This window comes from Parabacteroides sp. FAFU027, from assembly GCF_022808675.1.
Classification (GTDB): domain Bacteria; phylum Bacteroidota; class Bacteroidia; order Bacteroidales; family UBA7332; genus CAXXIC01.
In genome coordinates this window covers 1-18,723 of sequence record NZ_JAKZKV010000019.1, presented here as the reverse complement: position 1 = coordinate 18,723, position 18,723 = coordinate 1, and the positions used below count along the sequence as shown (strand labels likewise).

At 41.6% G+C, this 18,723-nt stretch carries 8 protein-coding genes; all 8 read left to right on the top strand.

All coding sequences use genetic code 11. The annotated features are described in order from the left end of the window. Positions 1-86: 86 nt before the first annotated feature. Positions 87-1,121 carry a hypothetical protein gene (locus tag MLE17_RS18190; protein WP_243350201.1) on the top strand — a complete coding sequence of 345 codons (1,035 nt, stop codon included), beginning with the start codon at positions 87-89 and terminating at the stop codon, positions 1,119-1,121. A gap of 119 nt (positions 1,122-1,240) precedes the next feature. Continuing rightward, positions 1,241-4,330, top strand: a complete 3,090-nt coding sequence (locus MLE17_RS18185; RefSeq protein ID WP_243350200.1) for an RHS repeat protein — start codon at positions 1,241-1,243, stop codon at positions 4,328-4,330. Positions 4,331-4,361: 31 nt separating this feature from the next. Beyond that, positions 4,362-8,858, top strand: a complete 4,497-nt coding sequence (locus MLE17_RS18180) for a DUF6443 domain-containing protein (protein ID WP_243350199.1) — start codon at positions 4,362-4,364, stop codon at positions 8,856-8,858. Between the two features lie 400 nt (positions 8,859-9,258). Then, on the top strand, positions 9,259-9,750 hold the full coding sequence (locus MLE17_RS18995) for an RDD family protein (protein ID WP_410795643.1): 492 nt from the start codon (positions 9,259-9,261) through the stop codon (positions 9,748-9,750). 229 nt (positions 9,751-9,979) lie between these two features. After that, positions 9,980-10,243, top strand: coding sequence for a transposase (locus MLE17_RS18175; RefSeq protein ID WP_410795642.1), 264 nt, complete (start codon positions 9,980-9,982; stop codon positions 10,241-10,243). A gap of 87 nt (positions 10,244-10,330) precedes the next feature. Further along, positions 10,331-10,978, top strand: a complete 648-nt coding sequence (locus MLE17_RS18170; protein ID WP_243350197.1) for a LacI family DNA-binding transcriptional regulator — start codon at positions 10,331-10,333, stop codon at positions 10,976-10,978. Between the two features lie 951 nt (positions 10,979-11,929). Further along, a complete protein-coding gene (locus tag MLE17_RS18165; protein ID WP_243350196.1) occupies positions 11,930-12,718 on the top strand; it encodes a helix-turn-helix domain-containing protein in 789 nt (262 codons plus the stop codon). A 720-nt stretch (positions 12,719-13,438) separates the two neighbouring features. Then, positions 13,439-18,723: Ig-like domain-containing protein (locus tag MLE17_RS18160; protein ID WP_243350195.1), on the top strand; the 5,285-nt coding region annotated here is incomplete at its 3' end.

Genomic DNA, 18,723 nt, shown 5'->3' with positions numbered 1-18,723 from the left:
GTCAAGGCTGGGAGGCAAATAAGGAGATTCCTTATTGTCTCCCGGTTCTTTTGGTAATTTGATCATTAACACACAAACCAACTATAATGACAAAACTATTCTCTCTATTTCTTGTGATGCTGATCACCGCCCCGCTCTTCGCCCAGAGCAGCATCAATCAAAGGCGCAACGCCTTCCGGCATGGCGACAGGATTATCAAGCAGCAGGTCGAATATGTCGATCCCGGCCGCTCGGGCAAACAGATTATCTGGGATTTCTCCCGGCTTAATCTGATCAATGAAAAGTACAAACAGGTCTATTTTCATCCCGACAAAGAGGATACCACCCGCTTTATCGGAATGGAACACCAAACCCGTTACCGTTACGAGTTGAAGCGTGATACCCTTTGGATGACCGGATATATTAATCGAACCACCGAGATGCAATTCGACAGCGCTGAAGCGCAGCTTCGTTACCCCTTCCACTATGGTGACAGTCTGCGCACTGCGTTTAGCGGCAAAGGGCTCTATTGCCAGAAGGTGGATCTGATCGCCAAAGGCGAAACCACTGTTACCGCTGATGCCCTGGGGATGTTGATCACTCCGGAAAATGACACCTTGAGAAACGTCCTCCGTGTACATCGCATCCGCAACTATACCGAGATTGGCATAGACAGCGCCCGTATGAAACTCGAGACCTACAGTTGGTACGCTCTCGGCTACCGTTATCCGGTATTCGAGACAGTGAAATCCTGGGTGATCAAGGGTGATAGCACGATGGAGCACTTTGGTACATCGTTTTACTTTCCTATTAAGAATCTAGCAGAATTGGCGGATGATCCGATTAATGAAGCCATCCGTAAGAACGAAGTCAATACCAACAATATATTGCTTCGTTGCACCACCTGGCCTAACCCTGTGGAGAATGATGTAACGGTCAATTATGAACTGTCGCAGGATGCCCGGGTATCGTTCCGGCTGTGTGATGTGAGTGGTCGCCCGTGGGTATCGCTTCCCGAGAAAGCGTTATCGGCAGGTAATCAACAGGGGTTAATCCCGATGAGCGGTTTACCGGGCGGGGATTATGCGCTGTATATTACGGTGGATGGGTATGTGAATAGAGTGAAGGTGATTAAGAGATAAAACTGAACGATTACATTGATTCACAACACCAACAGTTATAAATATACTTTACAGTTACAGGAAATTGGCTTTACTGATTTTAAAAGCCTGGGTTCATCTAATAATATAAAAGGAAATTCATGCGTATTAAAACTATCTTACTTATCCTTTCAATAGGCTATATCACTTGTGCTTACGGGCAGGATTTTAGAATTACCCCCACTTTGGATTTGGATAATTTTAAACGAGGCATTTCGCCTCAGGTTGCTTTAATGAATCGTTATGGTGATTATCCTGTCGATCTTTCTAATGGATTGGTCGATATTTCAATTCCTCTCTATACGATTCAAACTCCTGGAATAACCATACCTCTGCAACTAAAATTTCACGCTTCCGGTTTGCGTGCGGATGAACGTGAGGGGCTATTGGGTATACGCTGGGCATTGGCAGGTGGTGGGTTTGTAAGCCGAAATATAAAAGGATATGCTGATGATTTTTATTCTTTTAATAATCAGGTAAGCAATTCGAATTACCTTCCCGATTTCAATACATTGTTCGGGACTACAGGTAATAAGGGAGAAGCAGGTATAAATGTGCCAGGGAACAATTCTTTTTTTCTTTCCGCAAGTTACTTTTCATCCACTGTTCCAAATACTGGAAGATCATTTAAAGATACGGAGTATGATATCTTTTCTTATAGTTTACCATCAGGGAAAAGTGGAAAATTCATTTTGAAGGACTTAGATGGTACTAAAATTGCTTGCACTATGCCTTATGAGCCTGTCAAGATATTTGTAAACAGAAATTCGTATGGACGATTCTCCAGCGTAACTATGATTGATGAAGACGGTACTACTTATAAGTTTGGTGAAAACGGTCAGTATGTGGATGTGGATGAGAACAACTGGATTACTACATGGCATTTATCGTCTATTACCTCTGCCGATAAAAAAGATCAGGTTACAATAGATTATAGGAGATCTAGTGATTTACAGAGTGTATGGGATAGGTCACTGGTAGTATCGGATAATTTACACGACAACTCAGAGCTTAATTATATGGATGGTAGCGTCAACAAATCACCTCTTAATTATTTAGTAGGACCTCTTCTTTCAGAAGAGAGTAACTTTTTTCGAATTAATCAAAATATCATTAATACAACCCCGTATGCTCCGTATTATATAAGTTCTATTCAGACAATAAGCAACGGTCATTCTATTTGCAATGTAAATTTTGATTATCAACTTAATGGTTCTGCTTTAAAGTATCTGCAAAAAATGACAGTGAGTGATATGGATGGAAATCCGATTAAAACAGTTGATTTTGTGCTTAAAGACAACATAGGAAAAACTATGAAATTGCTTGACAAAGTTGAATACACAAGTACTGTCAATGCTACAGATAAAGAAGTTTATAAGTTTGACTACTATGATACTTATGGAGTGCCAACATGCACTAACCTGTCAAATAATTCCGATTGGTGGGGGTATTATTCTGTAGGGGGCGGTTATTTACGATCTGTCAACAACTTTGGTCTTTATTTGCCTAATTTTACGATATCTCCAAATCCAGAATTAAACAATTTACTATATAGAGATATTCCAGGAGGCGATAAACAATCAAGAGTAGAAAGCATGCAAACCGGAATGATTCAAAAAATACACTACTCAACGGGAGGAACTACTCAATTTGAATATGAGGCCAACAAATGCGTCATTGGTGATTGCGGAGGACTGCGCATTCGCAAAATTACCAATGAACCGGTTCCCGGTAAATTTGAAATCAAGCGCTATGAATACTCAAGTGGGCAATTGCCTTCCTTTTTGCTTCCTCCTGGGCCGGGCGAAAATCTATTTTCAGAAATAGAAATGGACTTTTTCGATACGGAAGACGACTACCTTTACGGACTTGCAGGATATGGGAAATATATACAGCGTACTTATCAAAATACATTTCCCAGTCGATTTACCGATTTCCGCTCCAATACGGTCAGCTACCAACAGGCTACCGAATATATTGAAAATGCCCAGGGCGAAAATATCGGAAGAACAGTATATGATTACAGTGTGTCAGTGCCAATGCTCGAGTATTATGATTCACCTATCGGTTGGGGTGAGTTTTTAGGATATAGAGGTTATCGTCACGCTTACGTAAGCCCACGTTATTTTTGGAAAGGAAATCATTTGAGTTCAAAAACGATTTATCAAGGCCCCCAGAAGTTGAAGGAATTTATTTATAATTACTCCAGCTATGATAAAGAGTCCGTTTTTGATATGCCGGTTTACCGGTATAGACATCATATGATAGCTTTACATAGTATACTTGACGGATATAGCCCTTATAATGATCCAAAAGAAATAACCGATCGAAAGGAAATCTTTATGATACACCCGGAACTTGGATGTAGCGATTGTATGTCAAAAACCTTTGCATTCAAACATCAGGAATACACCATCGGCGCAGAGAAACTGACCAGTGAGACGGAAAATACTTATCTACCTGATGGCTCAAAAATATCAGAAACAAAGACCTATGAATATGACCCGACATACTTGTTGCCAATAAAACAGACTGTTACTAATAGCGTAGGAACAGCAGCTGTCGAATCTAAATATCCTTTTCATTACGCGAATGACCCGGTACAAGATGAAGTCTATGCTGATATGACAGCAAAAAACATACTCACTCCGGTTGTGGAAAAAAATATCTACAGAAATGATATTCTGACAGAACAGGATATTACTACTTATAAAGAATGGACTCCCAATGCATATTCTCCTGAAACTTTCTCCTATCAGCAATCAGGCCGTACCGACGGAGCATCGCTGCAATATTATTATGACAGTCGCAACCGTTTGCAAGAAATTATCAAAAATGGATATAAGCGGGAGATATATATTTGGGACATTTACAACCAGCCGCTGGCTATCATAGAACAGGCGACCTATGCTGAGGTAGAAGCGGCATTGGGTGCGGAATTGATTGACCGTCTTGCTGATAGCAGCACAATAAGCTCATCTGATATGGACGCTTTAAACCAACTACGAAATCAATTACCAAATGCAAAAGTGACAACCTGTTCATATGCTCCCTTGATAGGCGTAACCGCCGTGACTGATCCAAGAGGTATTACAACAAGGTATACGTATGACGGTTTTAACCGTTTAATGAAGACACAGAATGACGATAACCATATTCTAAATACTTACCAGTATAAATATAGTAACTAACCCCACATAGCCTTCATAGAATTAATACATTATGAAACGATTATTTATACTCCTCATCTTTTTTGCAGTATTTATGCTGTCCGGATTTTCTCAGTACAATTATTATGGTTATTTCGATTGTGCACGCGACGCCGGGAGTTTCAATACCTACTTTTCCACTTCGGTATCGCAGGATACACGATTGCCTTATTATGCAAATTGCTTTGACACATATGCGGTTAGGGGAAAATACTATGTTAAGTTCACTATCACTACTACGCTGGATGTTACTATCGATACATATGGCTCCCCCGCTGGAGCCGTCAGTTTCGAGGTGTATGACAGCAATAGGAATCATTTACAATCATGTGAATATGATTACTCCCTGCCAACCAATTCGGTTCGGTATATGCAGGGGTTCATTACCAAAAGATTCTCACCGGGGACATACTATATTGCAGCAGAGGCGACTGGTTCGGGGGATGGTGTTGTTACTGTCAACCTGACTGCGCCCCAGCCCATTCTGCTGGGAGATGATATTGATCATCCGATTCCCATTGGCTACAAAGATGGCAACTTTACCTATTTTAATCAGCAAAATACTAATAATTTTTCCTCGGGAGCTCTTTATTACTCCTTATCCACTGCGCAGGACATGGAATTGACGGTTTCCAATTGCGGATCGAATGTAGATGATTCTTTTCTTTATATTATGGGAGTTGATAACTGCTTTTATGAGGATAATGACGATTATGACGGAAGTGAAAACTGTGGTAACACACGCCTGGCCTATCACCGTACATTTCTTCCTGCCGGTAATTACATAATTTCCACGTATGGTTACGATTCTGGGAATGTGGCATTGAAGGTGTCCGGAACACCTATGAGCAACGGAGTGGGCGATACATTCGACAATCCAATACAAGTGGTCTGGCACAATAATGATTTTACCTATAGCGACACTAAAAACACTACTGATTTTTACAACAATGGAGGTAATTACCTGAGAGATGTTTATTATAGTTTTGTACTCGGGACAAAGATGGATGTTACCATTTCTCACTGTGGTTCCGCTCTGAACGATACGTACCTGCATTTGTTAGACTGGAAAGGCGCAGAAATTGTCGCCAATGAAAATTATACAGGAAGCGGGGCATGTAGCAATACTTCCCAGGCATATATTCGAAAAACACTTTCTGCCGGCACTTATTACATAATATCCGAAGGCTCTACCGGCAATGGCAACATTACCACCACGCTGCACGGTAGTACAGCAGTCGTTGATCCTCCCGAGAGTGGCATTACTCCTGCCGGTTCTCCTCAAAACTTTATTTACACCATTACTCCCACTGTAGAAAGTACCGATGTAAGCTCGCTGACCACTGGTCAAAGCCTGCAAACAGTGCAATATTTCGATGGGTTGGGGCGGCCATCGGAAACCGTGCAGCGTGGCATTACCCCACAGGGTGCCGATCTGGTGAGCGGTGTGGAATATGATGACTTTGGGCGACAGACGCGACAATGGTTACCGGGAGCGGTGGCGGGCAACAATGGGGCTTTCGTGGCCGATTTCGGTACACCTGCACGCAGTAGCAATGCCGGAGACTCTAAGCCTTATAGCCTGACAGAATACGAACCTACGCCCCTGAACCGAATAACTGGACAGTATGGTGCGGGGATAGACTGGCAAAACAGCGGTAAGAAAAGAAAGCAGGAATATACCACCAACAGTACAAATTCAGTAAAACGCTTCGTGGTAACAGGGACAGGATTAGCGCTAAACGGATACTATGATGCAAATACCCTCCACGGACACAAAAACACCGATGAGGATGGCAAAACGGTAGAAGAGTTTACCGACAAACTGGGGCACAAGGTGCTGAGCCGCACGGCGGACGATCATGACACCTACTATGTGTACGATGACTACAACAATCTGAGCTATGTACTCCCACCCATGGCTGCCGATAATATCAATTCTACAAGCGATTGCGGAGAAGCTATCGGTTCATGGCTCGACCTATATGGCTACATTTATCATTACGACGGGCGCAAACGTTGCATAGAAAAAAAACTGCCCGGATGTAAATGGATTTACATGGTCTATGACTATGCCGACCGGCTCATTCTCTCACAGGATGGTAATCAGCGGACGAAAAGCCAGTGGACGGTTAATAAATACGACCAGTTCGATCGGTTGCTATACAACGGACTGATAACCGACGGGAGCAGCAGGGAAACAATGAAAATTAATCATTCAAACATAGCTGTAAACGAAAGCTATACCGGCAGCGGACCTGTGGCGGGATACTCCAGTAGTAACCTGACTCCCTCCACACTGCTAACGGTCAATTACTATGATAATTATAGTTTTATATCCAACGCCACACTTAACTACGATAACGGTCAGGAGCAGAACGGCTATACCCCCTATAGCAGTAACGCCAAAACCCTGCTCACCGGAACCCGTGTTTATCACCTGGATGATCCCTCCAAGTATGAAGTAACCGCTCTTTATTATGACAAATACGGACGGGTAGTACAAAGTCGTGCCACAAATCATCTGGGTGGCTATGATTATGAGTTTTTTGCCTATAACTTTACCGGTCAGCCTTTAAATAAACGTCATGTACATAAAGCCTATACCAATCCGGAGATCACAGAAGTTTATTCATTCACCTATGATCATGCAGGGCGTCTTCTTAAAACATATCACAAAATAAATAATTGGGCCAGTATATTGTTAAGTTCAAAAGTATATGATGAGGTAGGTCGTTTGGATACGACAATACTGCATAGCGGGATACAGAAAATTAAATATAACTACAATGTTAGAGGCTGGCTGAAGTCCATCAACTCATCCGAGTTTAAAGAGACGCTCTATTATCAGGACGGAGCGACAGCCGGGGCTACTCCTGCTTATAACGGAAATATTTCGGCTCAGCAATGGAGTACCAAGCAGGGAGGAAATGCTCTTTGTCAATATAGTTTTACTTATGACAAGCTGAATCGACTGAAGAAGGCAACTTATTCTCCGGATGAGGTGTATAATGAAGAGGTTGGCCTATATGACAAGAACGGAAATATCAAAAGTCTGATTCGAAATGGTCATATATATGACTGGGAAACCTGGCAACAAATTCCTGGCATAGCAGATGATCTTACACTTCAATATAATGGCAATCAACTGAAACATGTTACCAATAATAATATTGATATTGAATTTGGAAGTTGTCCTATCTTTGTAGATCGTTGGGATGAAAATAATTCTGAGGATGATAATGAGTATCTTTATGACAATAATGGCAATCAGATAGCAGATCTCAATAAAAGCATTGCCTGGATGAAATATAATTCACTAAATTTGCCAGAGAAGATTCAGTTTTCGGATGGGAATAAGAGCCAGTATCTCTATGATGCGGCAGGCGTAAAGCGACGTGTTTATTATACCTATGCAGCAACTCCATTGCAAACACCTATAGAGCTTGGTAGAACCGATCAGGAATATAACGGATCACTCAGCGGATGCTGGGCTATCGACTATTGCGGAAATTTTATTTATGAGCAGGGATACCTAAAGAAAATTCTGACACCGGATGGGTTTTTAGAGCCTAAATTTGCTTTAGGTAATTTTTCAGCATCATTTAGTCGGTATTATTATTATTTGAAAGATCATTTGGGTAATAATAGAGTATGTTTCCAGAGTGATTATTTAAATAGGCCAATATCACCTTCGTATTCTATAACTCAGATTAATAGCTATTATCCTTTTGGGCAGGAAACAGATGCTAATTACAAGAATGGTTATGATGCATCAAATCAGCCTTATCTTTATAACGGCAAGGAGATTGACCGGATGAACGGGCTGAATATGCTGGATTATGGTGCGAGATGGTATGATCCGACGATTGGGCGGTGGAGTGCTGTCGATCCCCTGGCAGAGAAGTATCCGAATGTGAGTCCCTATGTCTATTGTGAGAATAACCCAGTGAATTACATTGATCCGGATGGTAGAAGTATGAAGAAGGCTTGGCAACATTTGAAGAAAGCAGGATCTGTGACTGTTAGCTTAGGATTTCAAGTCGGGTTTAAATTTGATGTTAACAAAAAGGGAGTTTCCGGGAAAATAAATATGCTTAGTATGGAGTTTGGAGGATTTGAACAAGGAAAGAATACATTAAATGTTGCAAATCCAGCACTCTCAAAAGAAAGCTCTTTACAGCTCGGCTTATATGGCGGCGGTGTTAAGGAAGAGGCTAAAGATAAAGGGAAAGGACAAGCCGAAAAAACAACAACGATGTCTGCAAATGCGGCATTTGTAACAGTAGAAAATAAAAAGACTACTAATTATGTTGAGAATAGAAATGGAACATATACTGAGACAGGAAGCAAAAGCGAAACTAGTGTTAAAACAACAGAATCAGGTGGTACTGTGACGACAGGAGGTGTTGCTTTAGGCTTAGGGGTAGAAGGCAAGGTTAATTGGGACGAAGTTGCAAAAGCATTTTCGGAGGTCTTGAAAACCATAACTAATACAGATAAGAAATAATTATGCTTTCAATAAAGTTCAATTTTTTACTGGCAGCAATTGGTTGTTTTATATGCTCTTTACTGGCTTTCGTAATTTCATTATATAGCAAACCATTTGATTTTGTTATTCTAAACGCAGCATTCTTATTTTTTTCAGTAGGCACTTATATTTTATCCATGAATAGAAGAGACTCAGACGAAAATAATAAACCTCTCGTGAAATCGAAAGTTATTGTTTATATGCTGCTCCCTATCTTGATTTTATTCGATTGTCTTTTATTTTATGCTTACCTATTTATTGATCCCATCATGCTATATAATCGGGAAGTGATTGATAAAGCGATCGTTGGGCAATTTGCATTAATAACGTTATGTTGGATTGGAATTATTATTAATTTAAAATACCATAAAAAGAACACATGAGACGAAAGCGTTTTTTAGCAGCAATAATTGATTTCGCAATCATATTATTGATAGGACAACTATTAATGTTGTTGAATCTGACACACATCAATTATGTTACAAATATCATATTCTCTTTGATCTTTACTCTCATTATCTGTAAAGACAATATGAATGGGCAAAGTGTAGGCAAGTATTTGATGCGGATTCAGATAGTGGATTTGCAAACAGATATTGAGGCTTTAAACATAAAGACTATGATACGAAATATATTTCTATGTCTGTGGCCGATAGAAGTGATATTTTTTCTTATTAAACCAGATAGGAGGTTAGGTGATTATGTGTCAAAAACTAAATTGATAGAGGTGAGCCAATCACAACCGCTTAAACTGTCGAAGAGTGATTTAAAAGCTCTGTTAATTTGCTTCGTAATAGTTCTTGCGTTATCAAGCTTGGGAGTGCTATTTTCATCAATTAATTTCCCCCTTGTTAAACTGTTGTTTAAATAATCTGTATCCAGTTATAAAAGCAAAAGCCCTGCACTGCAGGGCTTTTGTCATTTATGGGCATACGCCCCCGTCGCGCCGGATATAAAACCGAATAAAAGATGGTGAACCGTTGGCGGGATATGCCATCCCGCCTTCTTCATATTATAAAGATTTGTAATCTGAAAAAGAAATACCAATGAATATAGCCAACCGTATCACCTGAGAAGTCTGGTTTACTACCGACACGGTAGTGGACTGGGTAGATATATTTACCCGACCGAGGTATAAGCATATTATCATGGATTCATTGCGGTATTGCCAGACTGAAAAGGGATTAATTATTTATGCGTGGGTACTGATGTCAAATCATTTGCACATGATTGTAGGCTCGGAAGGTGTTAAAATGGTATCGGATATTATGCGGGATTTCAAGAAGTTTACGAGTAAGGAGATTCTTCGTACCTTGCAGACGGATCCGCAGGAAAGTAGGCGGGAGTGGATGCTTAATCGATAGCTATTCGGGATTAACCGCTGATTCACTCGTCATAACGAAAATAATAATGCGGTTACAAACCGCATCACCCGATTGTCCGTGGTCTATATGAAATTCAGCGCAAAGTTATCGTTAGTCTTTCTTTGTATAGAATTGACCCTTATTTGTCGTTTCTCCATCTTTCCTTATCTTTGTTCCTATCAAATCAACTCCATGACCCACAAACGTATTTCGCTGAAAGACATCGCTAAAGAGCTGGGCCTCTCCATCTCTACGGTATCGCGGGCGCTCAACGGGCATCCCGAGATCAGCGAAGCCGTGGTGCAGCGGGTTAAGGCGTTGGCGGAGGCATGGAATTACTCGCCCAATCCATTCGCGATGGGATTGCTGCGCTCCAATACCAAAATACTGGGGGTGATAGTGCCGGATCTGGTCACTCATTTCTACTCTTCCATCATCAGCGGGATAGAACATGTCGCCCGAGAAAATGGCTATTACATCCTGATCACAACTTCTCATGAGAATGTTGAAAAAGAACGGGAGGTTGTTGAAAACTTGTTGAAAACCCGTGTTGAAGGAATCATCGCCTGCCTGTCGCAAGAGACCATCACTTTTGACCACTTCCTGAAACCGGCTGATTATGACACACCTGTGGTGTTTTTTGACCGCGTTTGCCTGCCGGAGAAGTTTTCAACAGTAACGGCTAACAACCGACAGTCGGCCTACACCCCCCCGGTACGGCGTAGCGTGCGATAACCTTAGTTCGGTCGTTAGGTAGTTTGGCATAGCGTCTCGCTATGTCATAGTTAAAAGCAAAGCTCCTGCTTTGCTAAACAATGTACTGTATAGTAATTGATAGATAAACGGCTTCAGGCAAAAATGTCTGAGGCCGTTTTGCATATTGCAATAATCATTACCTTTGGATAGCAGCCTTCATGGACATATCAGTTGAAAAGGTTGGCTTGATGCGATCTGTTCGTTAAGATATATGCAAGTCAGGAGACTTGCTTTTAGCACTGACGAAGCGAGACGATTCGCCAAACTACTGGCTACCAGGCTACGGCTAATAGGGGAGTATTTGTTGAGGGTTAATAGGGACTTGTTTCTAAGGGTTTCTTTGTTTGAAGGCAACTGCATGGAAGTGGACTGTTCCCTTGCCAACTATTTTTTATATGTAGTTATTTGGCTATTGTCCGACTCAATGTTTGATATTTATTTCATCTGACAGACTACATAGTGACTGCGTTTTTTTGATTTTTTGTGTCTAAATATAATGATGTAAAGAATGAATAGTATCATTTTATTATATTTGCAGCTAAAGCGTCAGAACTTATAAATACTATGGCTCAACATCTGTTTTTTCTTGTATCTAATGCATCAATTGTTGTCTTTTTTACCCTTGGTCTTATTTTTCTGGTAATTCCATTGCCTCAGGACAAATGGCTTAAGAATTATAGAATTTCGACCCGGATTTTGGCTGTGTTGTTTTTCATTATGGGGGCTTTTTCAGTAATAATGAGATGGTTTAATCTGGCGGTAAGTGCAGTTGAAATTATTCCATTTTCCAGTCTGTTTATTTCTACGATTCAGGTCCAGCTTTTTTCAATTACCCTGATTACCTTAATAAATCCCTGGTATGCGCAGTTCCGATCAATTTGCAAACAGGCGTTGCCAATTTTGATTTTTACTGTTTCATATATCATTTCGATGACTTTATTTGGTGATCATTTGATCTATTCATATTCAGAATGTCGCTTATATCTTTTACAACCGACGTTTATTATCAGAATTGTATATTTTCTTTTCTTTCTTTTCCAGGTCATATACTATGTATTTGTATTTTTTCGGGAAATGCAGTTATATAAAAGAGAGATTGCTGATTTTTTTTCCGAAACCCACAAGCTTCAACTGGATTGGATTAGATATGCTTTTTTATCGGCGTTGGGTCTGACGGGTTTGGCGATAACCTACTTCTTTTATTTCAATGTCGTTTTTCATACCCTGTTTGTGGTGCTTTATACTTCATTCTATTTTGCTTTTGCATTGAATTATCTTCGATATACGTCATTTTATAAAATGATCAAACCTGCTATCGAAATGGCAAAGAGTGATAGTGAAATCAGGATCGATAAAGAAACCCATAATACCTGGCCTATCGTTAAAGAGAAGATTCTTTCCCGAAAGTCCTACTTGCGATCCGGGATTACCATTGAGGAACTGGCAACGGAATTAAAAATTAATAGAAAGCAGCTTTCCGCATTTATAAACTCGGAAGAAAAAGTGAATTTTAATACCTGGATCAATAAGCTCCGGATTGAAGAGGCAAAGCAAATGTTGATTTTTTCTCCTGAAACTACATTAGCAGAGATTTCTGAAAGAACAGGTTTCACGGAGCAATCAAATTTTAGTCGACAGTTTAAATTAGTTGTCAATGTATCTCCTTCGATATGGCGATCAAATAATATCCGAGAATCGAGGGCCTCTTTTAAACAATAAGAGAAGGAAATCAGTTACTTCCGGTTAAGAGTTGGAGAGTCATTCTTCCTCAGAAATTAATTGTTTCGATTATTCTTATCTTTCAAATCATTATTCATCTCTGATAGTTTGAAATGAAATTCAGAAATTGGGATAGTGTATATACCTCTATTTGTATAACAACGATTGCGTTTTCGATTGTTTGGGGTTGTGCCCATTTAATTGTCGGTTATAATAGAATTGAGACTTCTTCCTGGTAATTCATTTATAAATAGAACTCTTTTGTCAGTTTAGGTTATATATTTCCTGATTTGATAAAAAGGAAAAGACACAGATTGTCTTTTTTTGTGTCAAGAATTGTTAGTAGAATTGCCTGTCGTAGAAAAACATTCAGAGGGAGAGAGATTTACCAGAGATAGTTGTATTTCAATTTGATCAGATCATATTTGGGTTGATCTTTTCCTCTTCTATAATTGGGTTGATGTTATAAACTTCCCCATTACTTTATATTGCAAAATATATTGAATGTTATTCCATAAAGGCGAATCAAAGGATTCGTCTTTTTTCGTTATATAGTTTATTCATTGAGAGAAGGAAAGTTTATTCATTAGAGGTAGTATGTTTTTACTTTGTCACCCCCGAAACTTAGTGGCTTTTATTTTAATCAAATAAATTGATTCCTGTTTAGATATATCAACTAAGTGTTTTTTGATCCTTATCGTTTTCATAAACTTCAAAAGAATGAGAAGATTTACACATCTAAATTCAAGACCTGTCCCTTATGGTAGAATGCTGCTTTCAGTAGCATTTTTATTTTTGTGCATAAGTGGATTTTCCCAGACACCGGGTTTAATTGTGCGAGATGGTAATGGTAATATCCCGCCACAAACCTGGTCTTCAGTGTTGGACCCTAATCACGACGGATTTACGTCAAAGACTACTGTTGGTTTTGTTGGTTCTGATCTGGGCGTCGCTAACAGTGAAATTCCTTATTTTTCTATTCCGGTGCCTTTTACAGAACCCACCGGAGACCTGAGAAGAGGTCCTGACGGAAGATTCTCGGAATTGGTAAAAGACCAGGAAGGTAATGGTTTTTATACTTATTCGGATGGAACAAACTTTATGGCCAGACTCAGGGTAGGAAGTATCATGGCAGGCTCGAAAGGATATAGTGTCTTGATTGATATAGACTCGAAATTCGGAGCCTCAGGACCCAATGCAGATCCCAACTATAAGCATGGGAATCCGGGTTTTGAGTATGAAGTAGTTTATGAAAGTAACTTCAGGGTTGCAGTGTACAATGTGGACGGAGCTACAACCGGAACATTAGTCGCGGCTTACGATTTGGCAAGCAATCCTCAATATGCGCAAACGTCAGTAGCATTGACCCGGGATGGGGGGAATACAGACTATTTTTATGATTTTTATGTTCCTCTTTCTGTTTTAGGCATCACAGCCAGTACTCCTATCCGGGTTACTGCAACTACCGTCATGTCACCTATGGGAGCGATTGGCGGGCCAAGTTCGGATGCTTACGGAAATGACGATTTATATCCAAGCATATACGATCAATGGACTACTGATATTTTGGCACAAAAGCCATTTACCCTGACAGACGGACCTGTTTCAACATTCTGTACAGCTGCACCTACAGTTGATTCGCCCATTTCAGCATCATCAACTTCTATATCGGGAACCTGGACTAAAGCTAGTTATTCAACAGAAACGACTGCAACAATAACTGTATATAAGAATGGATCAAGTATTGGTACGACCACGGCTACAAGTGGAGGTGCATGGACTCTGAGTGGAGTTTCGGTTGCTGCCGGAGATGTGATAACCGCAAAAGCACTATCCACCGGGGAAAGTCAGTGCGAGGTTTCCAATAGTGTGGTCGTGTTAAGCTGTACGCCGGCTACTACTACACCTACTACCGGATTTACATTCTCGTGTCTGACCCTCAGAGGAATGATGGGGACAAAACCGGCAAATGCTACAGTCAGAATCTACAGTAATACACCTTCAGGTCCTACTTTGTTTTCGACATCTTCTTACCCGGTAAGTTATGCCGGTTCTACAGGTACAGGTACAATTGCCGGTACATATTGGGATGTACAGGGTACAAATACACAGAATTCAAATCCTTGTGGTGGTGGTGCTCCTGATATTCCTGCCGGAAGTTACTTTGGAACTGTGCAGTTGCCGGGTATGTGTGAATCAGCTCCGGTATTTTCTACAATCTGTACCAATACGAATACTACCGCTACTCCGGTTATTACTTCGAATCCGATTTCCGGTGGTACCACAATAAGTGGTACTGCGACAGCAGGAAGTGGCGTTTCACTTTGGATTGATGGTATTTACCAATCTACTGTAACAGCTTCCGGGGGAAATTTTTCTTTTACAGGACTTTCTTTGCAGCTTAATCAATCTATTGAGGTTAGAGCAGTTTCAACAGGAGAATGTACTAGTGCTGCAGCATCCAAGACGGTTGGTTGTTATGTAACTCCACCTGCAATCACTGATAATGGGTCCGGTAAAGTGATTGTCGGAACAACGATTCAGGGTACTTCTATTGCCGGAGCAGGATCTACCGTTACCATTACCCGAAGTTCCGGAACTCCATTAACTACAACTGCTACAGTTCTTACGAATGGAACCTGGACCTCTTCCTTTACCGCAGTAGCCGGTGTAACCTATTCGGCGACACAGACAACTTCCTGTGGAACGAGTTCAGTTTCAAATACCGTAACAGGTCAGGCTGAAACACCGGTAGGAGGGTGTGGTAGCATTACCGGTCCGGTTTCTGAAAGCGTAACCTCTGTATCCGGAACCGGTTATGGAGCTGGTACTGTCCATCTATATATTGATGGTGGGGAAATAGGATCAGCAGTAACATCCGGAGGAAGTTGGACAATTCCCGTAAATACGACAGTTTTAAATAAGATCTATCCGGGCGGGGAACTGACAACTACATTTGAATCCGGAGGTGGACTACCTGTTAACTGTTCTTCATCTGTGATAGTGGATTGTACTTCTCCTACCAGCACCTATACTATTGTGATTTCACCATCCAGTACAGGTACGGGTAGTACTGCGGTTAATCCTTATTTAATTAGTTCAAGTCTGATAAGTTTTGCGGTTACAGGAACTCAAAACGGAATAATCTACACACTATATGATAATAACGGGGTAGCTCAGGGAACTTCTCAATTTGGAAATAGTGCGGGAACAATTTCGTTTACAGGAATTACAGCACCTGCAACCTCAGGATCTTATACCTGGTCTGTTGTAGGGATAAAACCGACAGGGTTTAACTGTACGAATGCATCGGTAAATATTTACCTGAAAAAAACGCCATATTCCGATCTTTCTATTACTAAAACCGTAAATAACTCAACACCAACAGTCGGAAGTAATGTTACGTTTACCATCACGGCAAGCAATGCGGGACCGGGTGATGCAACCGGTGTGGTTGTAAATGATGTTTTACCATCGGGTTATACTTTCGTCAGTGCGACACCATCGGTCGGAACCTGGACTGCTCCAAACTGGAGCATCGGGAATCTGGTAAATGGAGCAACTGCGACATTGACCATTGTGGCAACCGTTAAGTCGACTGGTACTTATTCGAATATGGCAACCATTACGGGTGAACAGGGTGATCCAGCTTCAGCTAATAACTCAGCAACATCTACACCTACAATACAAAATACACCTCCGGTGGCTGTTGACGATGTGAAGTCCACGCAAATGAATGTGGCTTTTAGCGATAATGTACTTACGAATGATACCGACGTCGATGGAAATACTCTTTCTGTGACCCAGTTTGTGATTGGTAGTAATACCTATAGTGCAGGCGCCACGGCGACAATCACTGGAGTCGGCTCAATACAGCTGAACGGTAATGGTAGTTTCACATTTACGCCAACAACCGGGTATAGTGGAGCTGTTCCTACTATTTCCTATACGGTTAGTGACGGAAAAGGTGGAACTGATACAGGTGATTTATCAATTTCTGTAATATCCACCAATACGCCTCCGGTCGGAGTTAATGACAGTAAAACGATCAATGAAGATGAAACAGCCACGGGAAATGTGTTGACAAATGATACCGATGCGGATGGAAACAGTTTATCAGTTACTCAGTTTGTAATCGGTTCTACAACATATCCAGCCGGAACAACAGCAACGATAACCGGTGTCGGATCAATAATTATCAATACAAACGGATCTTATACATTTACTCCGAATTCTAATTACAACGGAGCTGTACCTGTGATCACTTATACATTGAGTGATGGTATAGCTTCAGCAACAGCGACTCTGACTTTGTCGATTAATCCGGTCAACGATGCCCCGGTTGCGGTAGCCGACAGTTATTCTGTCAACGAAGGCGCTACCTTAACCGTAAATGCGGCAACAGGCGTTTTGAACAACGATACAGATGCGGAAGGAAATTCCCTGAATGCCATCAAAGTGACCAACCCATCTCATGGTACGGTCACGCTGAACAGCGACGGTTCCTTCACCTACACGCATGACGGTTCAGAAACCACCAGCGACAGCTTTACCTATAAGGTCAATGACGGCACGGTGGATGGCAATACGGTAACAGTATCTCTAACCATTAATCCGGTGAACGATGCCCCGGTTGCAGTAGCCGACAGTTATTCAGTCAACGAAGGCGCTACCTTAACCGTAAATGCGGCATCAGGCGTTTTGAACAACGATACAGATGCGGAAGGCAATACCTTGTCTGCCATCAAAGTGACCAACCCATCTCATGGTACGGTAACGCTGAACAGCGACGGTTCCTTCACCTATACTCATGACGGCTCAGAAACCACGAGCGATAGCTTTACCTATAAGGTAAATGACGGCACGGTGGATGGTAATACGGTAACAGTTTCACTGACTATTAATCCGGTCAATGATGCACCGATAGCAGTCGCCGACAGTTACTCAGTCAATGAAGGCGCTACACTGACTGTCAATACAGCATCAGGCGTGTTGAACAACGATACGGATGCGGAAGGAAATTCCCTGAATGCCATCAAAGTGACCAACCCATCTCATGGTACGGTCACGCTGAACAGCGACGGTTCTTTCACCTACACGCATGACTCAGAAACCACCAGCGACAGCTTTACCTATAAAGTGAATGACGGCTCAGTGGATGGTAATACAGTAACTGTTTCTCTGACCATCAATCCGGTCAATGATGCACCGGTAGCAGTAGCCGACAGTTATTCAGTCAACGAAGGCGCTACTTTGACGGTACCAGCCTCAGGCGTTTTGACCAACGATACGGATGCGGAAGGAAATACCTTGTCTGCCATCAAGGTAACCAATCCATCTCATGGAACGGTCACGCTGAACAGCGACGGTTCCTTCACCTATACGCATGACGGATCAGAAACCACCAGCGATAGCTTTACCTATAAGGTCAATGACGGCACAGTCGATGGCAATACAGTAACAGTTTCACTGACTATTAATCCGGTCAATGATGCACCGGTTGCAGTAGCCGACAGTTATTCTGTCAACGAAGGTGCTACCTTAACCGTAAATGTGGCAACAGGCGTGTTGAACAACGATACGGATACGGAAGGAAATTTCCTGAATGCTGTCAAAGTGACCAATCCGTCACACGGAACGGTCACGCTGAACAGTGACGGTTCCTTCACCTATACGCATGACGGATCAGAAACCACCAGCGACAGCTTTACCTATAAGGTAAATGACGGCACAGTCGATGGCAATACTGTAACAGTTTCACTGACTATTAATCCGGTCAACGATGCCCCGGTTGCGGTAGCCGACAGTTATTCTGTCAACGAAGGCGCTACCTTAACCGTAAATGCGGCAACAGGCGTTTTGAACAACGATACAGATGCGGAAGGAAATACCTTGTCTGCCATCAAAGTGACCAATCCATCTCATGGTACGGTAACGCTGAACAGCGATGGTTCCTTCACCTACACGCATGACGGTTCAGAAACCACCAGCGACAGCTTTACCTA

Bases quoted from the DNA above. Each gene is read 5' to 3' on its own strand.
- MLE17_RS18190 (WP_243350201.1), top strand. From the start codon at position 87: ATGACAAAACTATTCTCTCTATTTCTTGTGATGCTGATCACCGCCCCG.
- MLE17_RS18185 (WP_243350200.1), top strand. From the start codon at position 1,241: ATGCGTATTAAAACTATCTTACTTATCCTTTCAATAGGCTATATCACT.
- MLE17_RS18180 (WP_243350199.1), top strand. From the start codon at position 4,362: ATGAAACGATTATTTATACTCCTCATCTTTTTTGCAGTATTTATGCTG.
- MLE17_RS18995 (WP_410795643.1), top strand. From the start codon at position 9,259: ATGAGACGAAAGCGTTTTTTAGCAGCAATAATTGATTTCGCAATCATA.
- MLE17_RS18170 (WP_243350197.1), top strand. From the start codon at position 10,331: ATGAAATTCAGCGCAAAGTTATCGTTAGTCTTTCTTTGTATAGAATTG.
- MLE17_RS18165 (WP_243350196.1), top strand. From the start codon at position 11,930: ATGACTTTATTTGGTGATCATTTGATCTATTCATATTCAGAATGTCGC.